Annotated in this window: 14 protein-coding genes and 1 pseudogene; 7 read left to right on the top strand and 8 right to left on the bottom strand. The window is 64.4% G+C overall.

Annotated features, from left to right (window positions below):
• Positions 1–109: 109 nt before the first annotated feature.
• Positions 110–541: a CBS domain-containing protein gene (locus JKL45_RS20975; RefSeq protein ID WP_201863526.1), complete on the top strand. Its 432-nt coding sequence runs from the start codon at positions 110–112 to the stop codon at positions 539–541.
• Positions 542–575: 34 nt separating this feature from the next.
• Here the strand turns inward: JKL45_RS20975 and JKL45_RS20970 are convergent, their stop codons facing one another.
• From JKL45_RS20970 to folE, 4 genes are all read right to left on the bottom strand, one after another.
• A complete protein-coding gene (locus JKL45_RS20970; RefSeq protein ID WP_201863525.1) occupies positions 576–1586 on the bottom strand; it encodes a patatin-like phospholipase family protein in 1011 nt (336 codons plus the stop codon).
• An 87-nt stretch (positions 1587–1673) separates the two neighbouring features.
• On the bottom strand, positions 1674–2828 hold the full coding sequence (locus tag JKL45_RS20965; RefSeq protein ID WP_201863524.1) for an MFS transporter: 1155 nt from the start codon (positions 2826–2828) through the stop codon (positions 1674–1676).
• Between the two features lie 83 nt (positions 2829–2911).
• On the bottom strand, positions 2912–3322 hold the full coding sequence (hisI, locus tag JKL45_RS20960) for a phosphoribosyl-AMP cyclohydrolase (RefSeq protein WP_201863523.1): 411 nt from the start codon (positions 3320–3322) through the stop codon (positions 2912–2914).
• Between the two features lie 8 nt (positions 3323–3330).
• Positions 3331–3939, bottom strand: coding sequence for a GTP cyclohydrolase I FolE (gene folE / locus JKL45_RS20955; RefSeq protein WP_201863579.1), 609 nt, complete (start codon positions 3937–3939; stop codon positions 3331–3333).
• Positions 3940–4167: 228 nt separating this feature from the next.
• Here folE and JKL45_RS20950 point away from each other — a divergent pair, with 228 nt between their 5' ends.
• The 3 genes from JKL45_RS20950 (at position 4168) to thrS (ending at position 7068) form a co-directional block, all read left to right on the top strand.
• On the top strand, positions 4168–4614 hold the full coding sequence (locus JKL45_RS20950; RefSeq protein WP_201863522.1) for an iron-sulfur cluster assembly scaffold protein: 447 nt from the start codon (positions 4168–4170) through the stop codon (positions 4612–4614).
• On the top strand, positions 4615–4944 hold the full coding sequence (gene yidD, locus JKL45_RS20945; RefSeq protein ID WP_201863521.1) for a membrane protein insertion efficiency factor YidD: 330 nt from the start codon (positions 4615–4617) through the stop codon (positions 4942–4944).
• Positions 4945–5022: 78 nt separating this feature from the next.
• Positions 5023–7068: a threonine--tRNA ligase gene (thrS, locus tag JKL45_RS20940; protein ID WP_201863520.1), complete on the top strand. Its 2046-nt coding sequence runs from the start codon at positions 5023–5025 to the stop codon at positions 7066–7068.
• 303 nt (positions 7069–7371) lie between these two features.
• Here thrS and JKL45_RS30060 read toward each other — a convergent pair whose 3' ends face one another.
• From JKL45_RS30060 to JKL45_RS20920, 3 genes are all read right to left on the bottom strand, one after another.
• A complete protein-coding gene (locus JKL45_RS30060; RefSeq protein ID WP_246498743.1) occupies positions 7372–8751 on the bottom strand; it encodes a CBS domain-containing protein in 1380 nt (459 codons plus the stop codon).
• 107 nt (positions 8752–8858) lie between these two features.
• Complete coding sequence (locus JKL45_RS20925) at positions 8859–9728, bottom strand: RgsD C-terminal domain-containing protein (protein ID WP_312897002.1); 870 nt, start codon at positions 9726–9728, stop codon at positions 8859–8861.
• A gap of 31 nt (positions 9729–9759) precedes the next feature.
• On the bottom strand, positions 9760–12204 hold the full coding sequence (locus JKL45_RS20920; protein WP_201863518.1) for a glycosyltransferase family protein: 2445 nt from the start codon (positions 12202–12204) through the stop codon (positions 9760–9762).
• A 294-nt stretch (positions 12205–12498) separates the two neighbouring features.
• Between JKL45_RS20920 and JKL45_RS20915 the strand changes: the two genes are divergently transcribed.
• The 3 genes from JKL45_RS20915 (at position 12499) to JKL45_RS20905 (ending at position 14449) form a co-directional block, all read left to right on the top strand.
• Positions 12499–13062: a nitroreductase family protein gene (locus JKL45_RS20915; protein WP_201863517.1), complete on the top strand. Its 564-nt coding sequence runs from the start codon at positions 12499–12501 to the stop codon at positions 13060–13062.
• A 4-nt stretch (positions 13063–13066) separates the two neighbouring features.
• The gene (locus JKL45_RS20910) at positions 13067–13675 is read left to right on the top strand and encodes a flavin reductase family protein (protein WP_201863516.1); all 609 of its coding nucleotides are present in this window, start codon (positions 13067–13069) and stop codon (positions 13673–13675) included.
• Between the two features lie 369 nt (positions 13676–14044).
• Positions 14045–14449, top strand: a complete 405-nt coding sequence (locus JKL45_RS20905) for a PilZ domain-containing protein (RefSeq protein WP_201863515.1) — start codon at positions 14045–14047, stop codon at positions 14447–14449.
• Between the two features lie 539 nt (positions 14450–14988).
• On the opposite strand, the pseudogene JKL45_RS20900 reads toward JKL45_RS20905, so the two are convergent.
• Positions 14989–15184 (bottom strand): annotated as a pseudogene (locus JKL45_RS20900) (IS110 family RNA-guided transposase); the annotation flags it as partial.

Raw genomic sequence — 15184 nt, 5'->3', positions numbered from 1 at the left:
GATAGCTGACGTAGGGTTCGCATCCAAAGTCATGGAGGTGAGCCCAGTTTCGGCCTAGCGGGCGCGAGGGCTCATGACCCTTCGCCGTTCGCGCAACGGGAGGGAATCAATGATCGTCAATCGTATTCTTTCGCTCAAGGGTCGCGACGTCGCGACCATCGAGCCGAGCCGCAGTTTAAGCGAAGCGGCCCAGGTTCTCGCCGAGCGCAGGATAGGTGCCCTTCTCATTGTGGATGGCCAAACGCCAGTCTCAGGCATTATCTCTGAACGGGACATCGTGAGGGCCGTCGCAAGCCTGGGCGCCAAGTCCCTGGAGGAGCCCGTCTCCCGCTTCATGACGCAAAAAGTGCTGACCTGCACGGGCGAGACGTCCGTTACCGACGTGATGGAGATGATGACCCAGCAGAAATTCCGGCACATTCCGGTCGTCGAGGGCGGTCGCCTCGTCGGCATCGTGTCCATCGGCGACGTGGTGAAGGAGCGTCTCGGGGAGGTCGAGGCCGAGGCCGAGGCGATCAAGGAGTATATCGCGACGGCCTAAGGCGTCGGATCCATCCGATGCTCCCTACGATGTGCTAGCGCGGCTGCGACTCCTGCAGCAGCTCGAGGATATCCGGCAGGGCGCGCTCCGTGGCCTGCCGACCCAGGGTGATGCACTCCTGGGCTCGGTGGAACTCGAATAGCCCCATCTTGGCGAGCTTCGGCGCAACCATGATGTCCGGTGGATCGCCGGCGAGCCGCGAGCGGGCGATGCGATCCTGGGTGATGTTGAAGGCATCCACCATCACGGTGGCCATCCCCGGCGCGTTGGGCTTGCTCTGCTTCTCCGCCCTGCTGCCCGGAAAGATGCCCCAGCGCCGCGGGGCTTCCTCGATCACCTCTTCGATCTCCTTCTCGTCGCTCGTCCCGGCATCGTAGGACTGGATGACCGTGCCGCGCACGCGCACCTCGCCATTGAGGTTCACGCAGATGACGATGTCGGCCCCCAGGGCACGGGCAGCGGTGATCGGGATCGGGTTGACCAGGGCGCCGTCCATGAGCCAGCGCCCACCGATCAGAACCGGGTCGAACACGCCCGGAAGCGCATAGGAGGCCCGCATGGCCTGGACGAGCGGGCCGCGCGTCAGCCAGATCTCGTGGCCGCTCACCAGTTCGGTTGCGATGGTGCAGAACTTGACCGGCAGCGTCTCGACACGGCGATCCGTCAGGTCTCGGTCGAGGAGGCTCTGCAGGCGGCCGCCCGCGATGAGGCCCGCGCCGCTGAAATGGAAATCGAGGAGGCCCATGACGCGCCGCTTGGTCAGGGAGAGGGCGAAGGCCTCAAGCTCGTCGAGCTTGCCGGCCGCATAACAGCCGCCGACGACGGCGCCGATCGAGCAGCCTGCGATCACGTCCGGAACGATGCCGGCTTCCTCGAGCACCCGGAGGACACCGATATGGGACCAGCCCCGGGCCGCGCCTCCGCCGAGTGCCAAGCCGATTCGGGGCTTGGCCCGAGGGTCGCGCTCGACTGGTGTCTTGATGTCCGTCACTCCCCCACCGCCCCCTGAACCGGCGCTGCGCCGGGCAATCCCGTCCCACAACATAGATCGACTCCAAGGCACTTTGCCCATTCATGCCGGTCTCGTGTGAAACCCGCGTGAACGTACCCTCTAGTTTGAAGTAGGACTGGTTCAGGAAAACTGAACAGTGGAGCGCTGAAGAGCCCGCTGCGACATGATGATGATCACGAAGGTAAAGACGATCAAAAGCCCCAGCATGGCCCGAAGGCCGAGAATCTCTCCACCGAAGCCGATCAGCGGCGGGCCCATCAGCAAACCGCCATAGCCCAGGGTCGCCACCATGGCGACACCCATGCTGGGCGGGATGCCCTTCATCTGGCCGGCCGTGCTGAACAGGACCGGCACCGTGTTGGCCAAACCGATGCCCACCAGGGCAAAGCCGATGGAGGCCGGCACGGGCGAGGGCAGGATCATCGCCAGGGCGAGGCCAAGGGCCGAGAGCAGACCGCCGACCTGAAGGGTGCGGGCGCGCCCGAGATGGCGCACCGCGAAATCACCCATGAACCGGCAGACCGTCATGGTGAGCGAGAAGGCGGCAAAGCCCGAAACGGCCGCCTCCAGGCTCGCGCCGGCCACCGTCTGAAGATAGATCGCCGACCAGTCGACGATGGCGCCCTCGACGACGAAGCAGAACATGGCAAGCACCGCGAGGAGAATGACCGGGCCGCGCGGCCAGGCGAAACCGTGACCCTCCGAGGCTCTCTCGGTCTCGCCCATGGTCCAGAAGCCTGTCACGAGGAAGAGCAGCCCCATCCCAGTGCAGGAGACCAGTAGGGTCGGGACGATCCCGACGTCGAGCGAGATGAGAAGGCCGGAGGCGGCGGCTCCCGCCAACCCGCCGAGGCTGAAGAAGGCGTGAAAGGACGACATGATCGCCGAGCCCCAGGCCCTCTCCACCACGGTGGCATTGGTGTTCATGGCGATGTCCATGGTGCCGTTGCAAGCGCCGGCCACGAGGGCAGCGGCGACGAACAGCGGCAGGCTGGGCGCGAGACCCGGCAGGAGGAGGGCGGCCGCGAAGGAGAAAGCCGCAATCAGGGTCATGGTCCGGCTGCCGGCCACGGTCACCGCCCAGCCGATCACCGGCATCAGGGCCACTGCCCCGAGCGAGAAAGCCAGTAGCCCGAGGCTGAGCTCCCCGTCGGAGAGGCCCAGGGACACCTTGAACCGGGGAAGCTGCGCCGCCCAGGTGCCGATGCCGAAGCCGTTGCCGAAGAAGATGGCGCTGGCCGCCACCCGGGCGAGGAGAAGGTCACGTCGTGTCATGCGGCGTACCTATCGTGTCTGCCGAGAACGTGCACCCATTTCCTGGTGGAGGGCAGCCCTGCTTTTTGGGAGGCCTGGCGTGCTCAGTCGACGATAAGGCGGGGGGCGCCTTCGGACATCTCCACCTTCCGGTAGAAACAAGAGCGGCGCCCCGTATGGCAGCATCCGCCGTCGCCCGCGACCTTCACCTTCAGCAGAAGGGCGTCCTGATCGCAGTCGACCCGCATTTCCAGAACCATCTGGACCTGCCCGCTGGTCGCCCCCTTGTGCCAGAGCTCCCCGCGGGAGCGGGACCAGTACCATGCCTCGCCGGTTTCAAGGGTTTTCGCCAATGCCTCCGGGCTCATATGCGCCACCATGAGGATTTCGCCGGTAGCCGCGTCTGTGGTGATGCATGTGACCAGCCCATCCGCTCCGAAACGAGGGGACAGGATGCTGCCCTCCTCAAGCTCGGTCTTGGCGCCGGGAGGCGGAAACGGATTGGATAAGGTCATGTGAGGCCTCAGCCCCGGCCGTTGCGCACCAGGGTGAGGAAGCGCACCTGTTCGGCCGGGTCTTCCTTGAAGACACCTGTGAACTGGGTCGTCAAGGTCAGGGCGCCTGCCTTCTGGATGCCGCGCATGGACATGCACATATGCTCGGCCTCGATCATCACCGCCACGCCGCGTGGGACGAGCGCCTTGACCATGGCTGAGGCGATCTGGGCCGTCATGGTCTCCTGCGTCTGCAGGCGGCGCGCATAGGCGTCCACGAGGCGGGCGAGCTTGGACAGGCCGACCACGCCCTTGGTGGGGTAATAGGCCACATGGGCTACGCCGAAGAACGGCACCATGTGGTGTTCGCAATGGGAGTAGAAGGGGATGTCGCGAACGAGCACGATATCGTCGTAGCCTTCGACCTCTCTGAAGACCTTGTCGAGAATTTCGTCCGGATTTTCAGCGTATCCCGAATAAAGTTCCCGGAAGGCTTTGGCCACGCGCTTGGGCGTATCCTGAAGACCCTCGCGCGATGGGTCGTCTCCGGCCCAACGGAGCAGGGTGCGAACGGCGGCTTCGGCCTCTTCCCGGCTTGGGGTCGCAACAGGCTTGTCGGCAACCGGATTTAGACGCATGGACAAGGACTTGATAGCATCACTCACGCTGGGCCCCTTTTCGTCACTCTTCCGCTCAGGAAGCAGCGCAGCTTCCTGACGAATTTTTCCAGCTCTTCTCCACACACTATCGGTCAGACACCCGTGCCGGAGTTCAGCTACTATATATGAGCTCGTTACCTACTTTGTGTATTAGATACCTCGGCAGAGTTAAAGGGTATATTCCCAAACGTAATGTCACAGGCTTCTATGTTGAACGAGATTTACAGCCGGCGCATTCTCGAACTCGCGGCCAATATTCCGCATCTCGGGCGCCTGCCGGACGCCGACGCATCGGCAACGGCCCGGTCCAAGCTTTGCGGGTCGACAGTGACGGTCGACGTGAAGCTTGACGGCAACGTGGTGACGGCCTTTGCCCAGGATGTGAAGGCCTGCGCCCTGGGCCAAGCCTCCTCGTCAATCATGGGGCATCACGTCATCGGCTCGACCGCCGAGGAACTCCGTGCCCTGCGCGAGCGGGTGACGCAGCTCCTCAAGACGGGCGGTGAGGCACCCCAGGGCAAATGGGAGGACCTGAAGGTCCTGGAGCCCCTGCGGGACTACAAAGCCCGGCATGCTTCCATCCTGCTTACTTTCGATGCCGTCGTGGAGGCGATCAAGCAGATCGAAGCGCGGCGGGCCCAGGGCGCGGAATAGATGCCGAGCCCTGTCCAGCAAGCCGCTCACTGGGCCATTCGCGGTTATCAGCTGAGCCTGTCCAGTCTCATCGGCCGCCAATGCCGTCATCTGCCATCCTGTTCCGAATACACCGACGAGGCGATCCAGCGGCACGGGTTCTGGCCGGGGGGGTGGATGGGCTTCGCTCGGATCTGCCGCTGCGGACCCTTCGGCACCTCCGGGCTCGATCTGGTGCCTGAAACGTTGCCCGAGGCTGCCTCCTGGTATAAGCCGTGGGCTTATGGTCGCTGGCGGGGCGTCAATTCTCCCCCGATCACCTGCGAGGCAGTCGAACCTGACGGCGGCTGACTTCGCCCTTCATCCAGCTAACCGTCGGCCCCCGCTTACCTGCTCCGTTGGCAGGAGTGAGCCAGGAGACATTTTGACATGATTACCCTGACATTTCCCGATGGCGCCCAGCGCCAGTTTGAGCCCGGCATCACCGGCCGCGAGATCGTGGAAGGCATCGCCAAGTCGCTCGCCAAGCGCACAATCGCCATGGCGCTCGACGGCACGGTGGCCGATCTCGATGACCCGATCACCCAGGATGCCAAGATCGAATTTCTGAACCGCGAAGACCCGCGCGCGCTGGAGCTGATCCGGCACGATTGCGCGCACGTGCTCGCGGAAGCCGTGCAGGAGTTGTTTCCCGGAACGCAGGTGACCATCGGTCCCGTGATCGAAAACGGCTTCTATTACGATTTCGCCCGCAACGAGCCGTTCACCCCCGAGGACTTCCCGGCCATCGAGGCGAAGATGCGCGAGATCATCGCACGCGATAAGCCCTTCACCAAGGAAGTGTGGAGCCGCGACAAGGCCAAGCAGGTCTTCGCCGAGAAGGGCGAGACCTACAAGGTCGAGCTCGTCGATGCGATTCCGGCAGGCCAGGATCTCAAGATCTACTTCCAGGGCGACTGGTTCGATCTCTGCCGCGGCCCGCACATGAGCTCCACGGGCAAGATCGGCAACGCCTTCAAGCTTATGAAGGTGGCGGGCGCCTATTGGCGGGGTGACTCGAACAACGCGATGCTGACCCGCATCTACGCGACCGCCTGGGCTGCCCAAGAGGACCTCGACAACTACATCCGCCAGCTCGAGGAAGCCGAGAAGCGCGACCACCGCCGCCTGGGCCGCGAGATGGACCTGTTCCACTTTCAGGAGGAGGGGCCAGGCGTCGTCTTCTGGCACCCGAAGGGCTGGACGGTGTTCCAGGAGCTGATCTCCTACATGCGCCGCCGCCTGAAGGGCACCTATCAGGAGGTGAACGCACCGCAGATCCTCGACAAGGCCCTGTGGGAGACCTCCGGTCACTGGGGCTGGTACTCAGACAATATGTTCGCCGTGAAGTCGGCCTCGGCCTTCCTGCGGCCGAACGATCCGGAGGCGGACCAGCGCCTGTTCGCGCTGAAGCCGATGAATTGCCCAGGCCACGTGCAGATCTTCAAGCACGGGCTGAAGTCGTATCGTGATCTGCCGCTGCGCCTCGCCGAGTTCGGAAACGTTCACCGCTACGAGCCGTCCGGCGCGCTGCACGGGTTGATGCGTGTGCGCGGCTTCACACAGGACGATGCGCATATCTTCTGCACCGAAGAGCAACTCGCCGACGAGTGCCTGAAGATCAACGACCTGATCCTCTCCACCTACAGCGATTTCGGCTTCGACGAGATCGTCGTAAAGCTCTCCACACGCCCTGAGAAGCGTGTCGGCACGGATGAGATGTGGGATCATGCGGAAGACGTGATGACACGCGTCCTGAAGCAGATCGAGGATCAGTCCGGCGGGCGCATCAAGACCGCGATCAACCCCGGCGAGGGCGCGTTCTACGGGCCCAAGTTCGAGTACGTGCTGCGCGACGCCATCGGCCGCGACTGGCAGTGCGGCACCACGCAGGTGGACTTCAACCTGCCGGAGCGGTTCGGCGCATTCTATGTCGATGCTGACGGCCAGAAGAAGACGCCCGTCATGGTGCACCGCGCGATCTGCGGCTCCATGGAGCGCTTCACCGGCATCCTGATCGAGCATTTCGCCGGCCACTTCCCGCTCTGGCTCGCGCCTACCCAGGCGGTTGTTGCCACTATCACGTCCGAGGGCGATGAATACGCCATGGAAGTGGTGCGGGCCGCCGAGGCTGCCGGCCTCCGCGTCGAGGCCGATCTGCGCAACGAGAAGATCAACTACAAGGTCCGCGAGCATTCGCTCGTGAAGGTGCCTGTACTTCTCGTGGTGGGTCGGAAAGAGGCTGCCGAACGGACAGTCTCCATCCGCCGTCTCGGCAGCCCCGAGCAGAAGACCATGACCTTGGATGAGGCCTTAAAAGCACTCGCCGCCGAGGCCGTGATGCCAGACCTCAAGCGGGCGGCGAAAGCGGTATCCGAGCCGGAGGGGCATGCGACGCTCGACGGTCATCACGTGGTCGAGCGGACGGTGGCTTAAACTTCGTTTGAATAAGTGAAAGGCGGTGCATCCCAAAGGATGCGCCGCCTTTTGCGTTCATTCACCCCTCTCACATCATGGCCAGCCTTGTGCCGGACATCTCGATGCGTGAAGCGCCGCTGCGCCGAGCACACGCCTCATGTCATCCCCGGCGAGCGGAGCGAGGGAAGGGGATCCAGTCACGCCCCTCGGCGCTATGGATTCCCTTCCCCTCCGCTACGCTCCGGCCGGGAATGACACAGATGCGCCTTTCCGATCGAGATCACCGACACAAGGCCGGTGATGACGAGGTGGCGGATGACTTCAGCTCGTCTGCCGCTGCCGTCCGGTAGCGCGCCCACCAGATGCGGTGCCACCTGTCGTTCCCGCCGTGCCGCTGCCCGGATTGCCGGTCGCTGCGGCTGCATCGCCAGCTTCAGTGCCGGTGGCGTGCGTGCCCTGGCGCTGACCGACACGCAGGTTGTTCTGCACGTGGCTCACTCCGGACACGGATTCCGCCAGGTCCTCGGCCCGGCGCCGCTCGTTGCGGTCGCGCACCGTTCCAGTGAGGGTGACCTCCCGGTTCTGGACCTGGACCTCGATCTCGGAGGCATCGAGCATGGCATCGTCCGTGAGGTGCTCGCTGATGTCCTCGCGGATCCGCTCGTCCGAGCGCTGATAGCCCTTCGGACCGCGGCCCTGGTGCTCGCCCCGGCGAACCTCGCCGCGGCTGGCAGTGGCATCATTGCCGAAGCGGGTGTTGCCCGGTCCCATGCCGTAGTTGCTGTGGTCGCGCCGCTCGTTCACGAGGCTCCAGGTGCGCTCGCGATCCTGCATGCGGCGATCCTCCGGGCTGCTGTCGTCGCCGGGGCGGGCGCGCTCGCCCGTAATGGTCGAAGCGCCATAGCGCGGCGGGTGGAAACCTCTGCCTGCTGAGCCGCGGCCGGCGAACTCGTCGCCATAGCTCTGATAGCCGTCGCCGCCGAAGCCGCCGCGCATGCGGGAGTCGCGGACGCCTTCCTGGCCGGGATAGCCGAAGCTGCCGAAGGCGGCGCGCACGTCGTCCTCCTCGCGGAACCGGAACTGCTCGCGGCCTGGCCTGCGGGTGTTATCGGTGCGTCCGTGATGGCCGCTCTCGCGATAGTCATTGGGGCGGTGCCGGTAATCGTCATCCCGGCTGGCGTCGTTCATGCGCCGCTCCAACTCGCGGCGTTCATCGGCCGTCAGCCGAACCTGGCCGCCACTCCGGCTCTGGTCGGCACGGGCGCTGGAGGGGGTGCCGGAGCGGTCGGGCTCAGACGGGGTCGAAATGCGATGCAGGGCCCGGGTGGCCTCGCCCTCCACATCGGTCGCCAGATCGCCGAGCGCCACGATGCCGACCAAGTGCTTGTCGTGATCCACCACGGGGAGGCGGCGGATCTGGTGGTCGCTCATCAACTGGACGATGTGGTTCACGTCGTCGTCGTCGAAGCACCACCACACATTGTCGGACATGATGTCCCGCACGCGGGTGTCGGGCGCAAGGCCTGCCGCCGTGGCCCGGACGGTGATGTCGCGGTCCGTCACCATGCCGCGCAGGCGCCGCCCATCGCAGACGGGCAGGACGCCAACATTCATTTCATCCATGAGCCGTGCCGCTTCCTGGATGGTCCGGTCCGGACTCACCACGCGCACGTTGCGGGTCATGATCTCTGCGACTTTCATGAGCTTCCTCTCCTGCAAGGTCACGCCTTGGGAGTACGGGCTCATGCGCGGCGCGACCTGTCATCGGTGTTCGGTCAATGCCGCGAAGCCGGAAAGGTTCAGGACGGTCAGGGTTTGGCGAGAACCTCGATATCGCGGTCGAGCCCGCTTTCGATCTTGAACTCGCGGGTGTAGACCTTGCCCTCGTGGCGGGCGATCAGGACGTATTCGCCCTCGGCCAGCGTCACGGACGGAAAAGCCCCGATGGCCTCACGGATCACGTCGCCGCCGGGGGTGAGCACGCTGAAGGCCGTGCCGGCAAAGGCTTCACCGCCTTCCGATGCCACCAGCTTCATGGTCACGGTGGCGGCGCGATGATTGAGCGTTGCCTCGGTGACGCGGCCCGATTCCACCTTCAGGTCGCTGCGCATGATGGCGTTGGCGTCGCCGTAGGTGGACACGATGTGGTAGGTGCCCTCGGGCAGGCGGATCATGTCGTTTGCCTTGGCATCGGCGATCACGAGGCGGCCCTCCGAGTTCTGCGCCTCCGGCACATAGACCGAGAAGGTGAGGCGGTTCGCCGGGATGGGGCTCCCGCTGACGGCGCCTTTGAGCTGAAGGGCGCCCGCATTGATCGCGAGACGCTCGTTCAGGTTGCCGCGCTGCAGGCTGATGCGCTTCGAGGCGCTGGCAAAGCCATAGGCTACATTGATGATGTAGTTGCCGGGCGAGAGGGTGAAGCTAGGCGCAGGGCTGCTGGAACGGGCGACGATCACCGGCTGGGAAGCGTCCCCACGGTCCTCGTAGATGCGCCAGACAAGGCCGGAGCGGATCGGTTCGCTGCTCCCGGCAAAGGTCGCGCCCGCGTTCACCGTCACCTGCCCGATGGAGATCGGAGGCTGGTTCTGCGACATCGACGGCACGGCAGGAGACTGGGCCGAAGCCGGGGATGCCGCCAGGAGAGCCAAAATAGTGAAAATGAAAAAGCGTGGTTTCACGAAAAAGGGCATCGTTTGAGAAATTCGCTCGTTACCGGAGCGGAGCGGCGATGGCCGTTTGAATCGGCTCGTCTTCGCTCTTCACGATATCGGACGCGGCTGCAACAAGATTTTCCAGGGACATGGGCCGGAAATGGAACCCGACCCGGTGCCGCCCCGGACCGACCTCGACCCCCCGGAACAGGAGATTGGCCCGCAGGATCGGGCGACGCTCGCCGTCGACCCAGACTTCCCAGCCCGGATAATGGATGTCGTGCAGCACCAGCACGCCGTTGGCACTACTCTCGACCTCGATCGTGACCGAATTGCGCTGGTAGCTGACGATGCGGGCTTCGCCCTTGGCCTGTTCCGGCTTCAACCCGGCCGGGGAATACCGGGCCTTGAGGAGCGTCAGGCTCTCATGGTCGATGAGGGCCTCCGTCTCGCGGTTGAACTCCGGCAGCTCCTCCTCGCCGAGCACGGCCTCCGAATCCACCGGGCTCACATAATGGGCCACATAGGCGCGGGGGCCCGAGGCGTTCAGGCGGTAGATCCACATGCGTCCGGTGCCATAGACTACCTCAGCGTCGGTCAGGCGGGGGAAGTGACGCGGCAGCTTGTCCGCCGGGCGATCGAGAACGAGGTAGTCGAGGCCGAGCAGGCTCGCGAGCTCCGATTCGTAGCCACGGAAGCTGGTTGGGAAATTGCGCAGGTTGGGATCCTCCGCATTTTCCCCTGGGCCGATGGCCCGCTCGTAATCGGCAAGCCGAAGCGGATTGTAGCCGATGATGTCCTCGATCCCGAGCACCATGGAGGCGTTCTGCCAGGCTCCCTTCAGGCCGAGGATCTCCACCCGGGGATACTCGCCACGGGCGTTCCGCTCAGCGAGCTCGCGCTTGAGAATCTGGAGGCCCTGCAACTGCTCGGGCGGCAGCTGGGTGAAGACCGTGTAGCGCTCGGCCGGTTCTGCGTTGAGGGCCGAGCCCGCATGACGGCCGATCAGCTCCGCGCCCGTAAGGCTCACTAGCACGAGCGCCATGGCTCCGCGCCATCGTGGAGACCCGCTCATCTTGGCGAGAACGACAACCGCCAGCGTTGCCGCCGCGAGGCTCACGCCGATCTCGATGAGGGCCGGAGAGACATGGCCGCCCTTGATTGCGAAGGACAGAGCACTGGCAATGGCAGCAATCACGAGACCCAGGGCGAGCAGGGGCGGGAAGGCCCAGAAGCGGCCGAGGGAAGTCCGGTTCCATCGCGGGAGCCCTTCCACCGCATAGCGATGCACCAGATAGCCGCCCGCGAAGGCCACGGCGATGTTGATCAGGAAGGTAGCATCCGCCGGCCTGCGGTAGAGGTTCACGCCCGGCATGTGGTCGAAGATGAATTCGAAGCCGGGGGTATAGCGCCCGAGGGCGTAGAGCAGGGCGGCAATGCCGACCACGAGGAAGAACCGGAACTCGCGGGCAAACAGGCGCCCGCCGGCAATGCCGTGCCAGACCAACAGGAGGGCCGGGATCGTGCCGATGAACAGGTAGTTCGTAGCCCGGTCGGTCCAGGTTCCCTCCGCGAGGCTGTGCCAGTCAGGTCCCCAATAATCGTAGGTCCACCGCAGAGAGCCGAAGACATTGCCGAAGAGTACGGTCGCTAGGCTCTCCGGCGGCAGGGAGCCCATGGCGGCCACGCCAAAGCCGAAGGAAGGGCGCGTTGAAGTGGCGAGGAACTGCATCGTCAGGACAACGGGCACGGCCATGAGTGCGGCGCCGATGGCCCCCATCGAGATCAAGAGACCTAAGCGGGACCCGAAATAGACGAGGGGGCGAGGTGCTGCCCAAACACGATGGATGGCGACCGCGATGAGGGTCAGGGCGCACAGGAAGGCGACCTGATCCCGCCCGATGACCATGAGGACCGCGCTCAATGCGAACAGCACGCCATAGCGGTAGGAGCGGCGGTCGAGCGCCTCTTCCAGCAGCCAGAAGGCCAGGGGGAAGAAGCCGTAGCTGAAGATCATGCCCGTATGCTGGAGCCGGGCCGTGGCGGAGCCTCCGAGCATGAAGACGAGCGCGGCCACCACGGCGCCGGCCGAGTGCCAGCCGCGCCGGCGGAAGATCGGCACGAAGGCGAGGGCTCCCGGCAGGAAATGGGCGAACACCACCACGTCGAAGAGCTGCATGGAAGGCTCGGGCACAAGCCACCCGAACAGCAGCATGGTGGGGGTGAACAGGAGGGACTGGGGATCCGCCGCCGACGGGTGGCCGCCGAAATGGTAGGGATTCCAGAGGGGCAGCTCCCCGTGGGCCAGGGCGGTGCCCAGGTAGCGCAGGGTCGGGTAGAACTGGTTCTTGGAATCCCACGGAACGACTGTTCCGGTCAGGGGCCAGACCGAGACGGCCAGCGCCCAGGCAGCCAGGATAAAGCCAAAGGCGAGCAGCGTTTCTCGCTTCGACCAAGCGACAGGGGCGGCGGAACTCGCTGGTCCGAAAATGGATGTCTGCATTGCTTTCAAGCGGCGTCCCGCCGGCTCACCTCGCCCTCTGGCGCTGACCCTTGAGCCTGCTCGCACAAGCTGCCGGATCCGCCAGGGTTGAAACCTGCTTGGCGTCTGACCGCACTCCCCCTATACATCCGCTGCTGTTTCTTCTGTGGCAGCGGCCCGCCCTCGGGACGCCCGCGCTCCCTCAAGCGCATCAAGACGGCCAGACGATGGCGGGCTTGCGGCCCATCATCGTGTCAGCCCTCGTGAGCATCCAACCGTCATTATCCCATATTATCCAAGCTGGATGAAGAGCCCATGAACGAAAGCCTTTCCCGCCTTCTGCAGCGTCGCTCTGTCCCGTCGCGCTGGCTGGGCGAACCGGGGCCGAGCGAACCGGAGATCGAAAACCTCCTGAAGGTGGCCTCCCGGGTGCCGGACCACGGCAAGCTGGTGCCCTGGCGCTTCATCCTCATCCAGGGCGAGGCTCGCCATCGCCTCGGCGCGGTATTGGCAGCGGCCTTCCAGGCGGACAACCCGGAAGCCGAGGAGGACAAGATCGCCACGGAGCGGGAGCGCTTTGCCCAGGCCCCCCTGGCGATTGCAGTCGTGTCCCGTGTCGTGCCGCATGTGAAGATCCCTGATTGGGAGCAGCTTCTCTCAGCAGGCGCCGTCTGCATGAACCTGCTCAACGCCGCAACGGCACTGGGCTACGGTGCCTCCTGGCTCACCGGTTGGGCTGCCTTCGACCGGCGGGTGCTCGACGCCCTAGGGCTGAAGCCCGACGAGCGGATTGCCGGCTTCATCCATATCGGTACGGCCAAGGAGACGCCGACCGACCGGGACCGGCCGAATCTCAATGACATTGTAACGCGGTTCTAATGTGATGTTCTACGAAACCGCCGCCAACGCCCATGGCCTGCCGCACGATCCGTTCAAGGCCATTGTCACGCCCCGTCCCATCGGCTGGATCACTGCCATGAGCGCCAAGGGGGAGGTGAATCTCTCGCCCTATTCGTTCTTCAACGCCATCTCGGAGCGGCCGCCCATGGTGGCCTTCTCCTCGGCGGGCAAAAAGGACGCGCTCACCTTCATTGAGGAGACGGGCGAGTTCGTCTGCAACTTGGTGACCTACGACCTGCGGGACAAGATGAACCTCACCTCGGCGCCTCTCTCCCGCGGCGAGAGCGAGATGGAGCATGCGGGCCTTCAGGCCGCACCGTCCCACCTTGTGAAACCGCCCCGTGTCGCTGAGGCTCCTGCCGCGCTCGAATGCAGGTGGCTCCAGACCATGCCCCTCGAGCCTCTCGGAGGCGGCGAGCCATCCTACTATCTTGTGATTGGGCAGGTGGTCGGGGTTCACATCGACGACCGCTACATCGTCGACGGCCTCGTCGACACGGCCGCCATGCGTCCCATCGCCCGCTCCGGCTACCGCGATTACTTCGTGGCGACCCCGGAGACAAAGTTCTCGATTACACGGCCTGGAGGCTGAGGCGCCTGGAGCATTGTCTCTCGTTAGCGGAACGCTTGCCCGAGTAGTATCTTGCCCGAGTGGTATGATGAGCAGCCCGCGAGGCGAGAACCTCGCGGACTGCCTCGTTCGTTCAGGCTTCAGTTGTTAGTCGATCAACACATAATGAAGAGGGGCTCTCAGGCGATGCTCAGCTGAGCCAGTTGGTCGTAGGGGGCATCGTCGGTCGGGCGCTGCTTCGACGGCGCCTGAATGGGCTCGAGCTCCTCCACGACATCGTGCCGGACCTGACGCTCAAATGCAGTGCATATCTCCTTTGGGGTACTTGAGAAGGAGATTAATAAATGATTAATGCTAAGTTCCACTGACCCTTAGATCCGAGGTCGCCCAATGGCTCTTAGCATCGCCTCTGACAATCGCCGGCAGGCTAGGCGATTTCCCGCCCGCCATCGGGCGAAGATCGTGCTGGGCTCGGAGGTAATGATCTCGTGCACGGTCAGCGACATCTCGACCGGTGGCGCCAGGATTGCCCTGCAGCCGGAGATGCATCTGCCCGAGACTTTCGAACTGTTCATCGCAGCCCACGACCTGCAGGTCCGCCGGGTGCGTATGTGCTGGCGCGACGGCGATTATGCCGGTGTCGCGTTCGATGCTGATGAGAGCACAACCACATCAGTTGTGCAGGCCTCTCGACCGTCGCCGTTTGAGGTGTGCTTGGAACAGGCGGCCACGCCCGTCCATCTGGCCGGCACGCCGACACGCAGGCAACTCAAACTCTACAGTAACGCTGTTTGAAGCAGCTTGGCTATTCGGCATAGGGTCCAGCCGGCCTGCCAAGTTGGAGGTGGGCACATCGGTATGGCGCTCGCTTCAGCCACCAGAAGTGTCCCTGGCGTCCGAGGGCTGTTGAACGCGCCGCCTCTGATAGCCGGCCGGTTGCCTTTGGCGCCTCAAGGGCCGTTGCAACCCAGCTACCCGCATCCGCCGAATTTGGGGTCCCTGATCCTCTCCCGTTCCGGGACTAAGCGGCGTGAAGCGCCCGAACCACTGGGAGAGTCTGGTTCGGTAGCTTCTAGATGGGCGGGTGCGACCGAGGCTGTTCTCTAATTCCGGGTTTGGGGTCAAGCTCTCTATGCACATCCTTGCCGGGTCCAGGGTTCTCTCCGCGGTAAGGACAGGCCTTCCGCATGATGGCGTCAGATGACGCTGGTGGATCAATGTGTGAAGCGCGCTCTGCCCTGATGGGCCTCGCAAAGCCTGGGGCGATCTCACCAACGCCAGCGTCCCGGCAGGGACGATGCTTCCCGCGGGTTGGCGGGAAACGGATTAAGCTTTCATGCAGCTTGTTGGGCCACCTCCTGTGAAGACCAGTGGAAGTCCGCGCCATCCCGCCACATCCGGTGCAGAATAACGGCGAGCTTGCGCGCCACCGCAACCTTGGCTTTGCGCAGTCCACTGCGCTTGGCCAGCCTGAGACCCCACGCCTTCAGCGCCGACCACTTGGCCACGCGGGTGAGCAGCACGTTGGCG

The sequence above is a fragment of the Microvirga soli genome (genome assembly GCF_016734765.1).
GTDB lineage: Bacteria > Pseudomonadota > Alphaproteobacteria > Rhizobiales > Beijerinckiaceae > Microvirga > Microvirga soli.
Note: the sequence above shows the minus strand (reverse complement) of the source record. Positions and strands in the feature narration are given on the sequence as shown.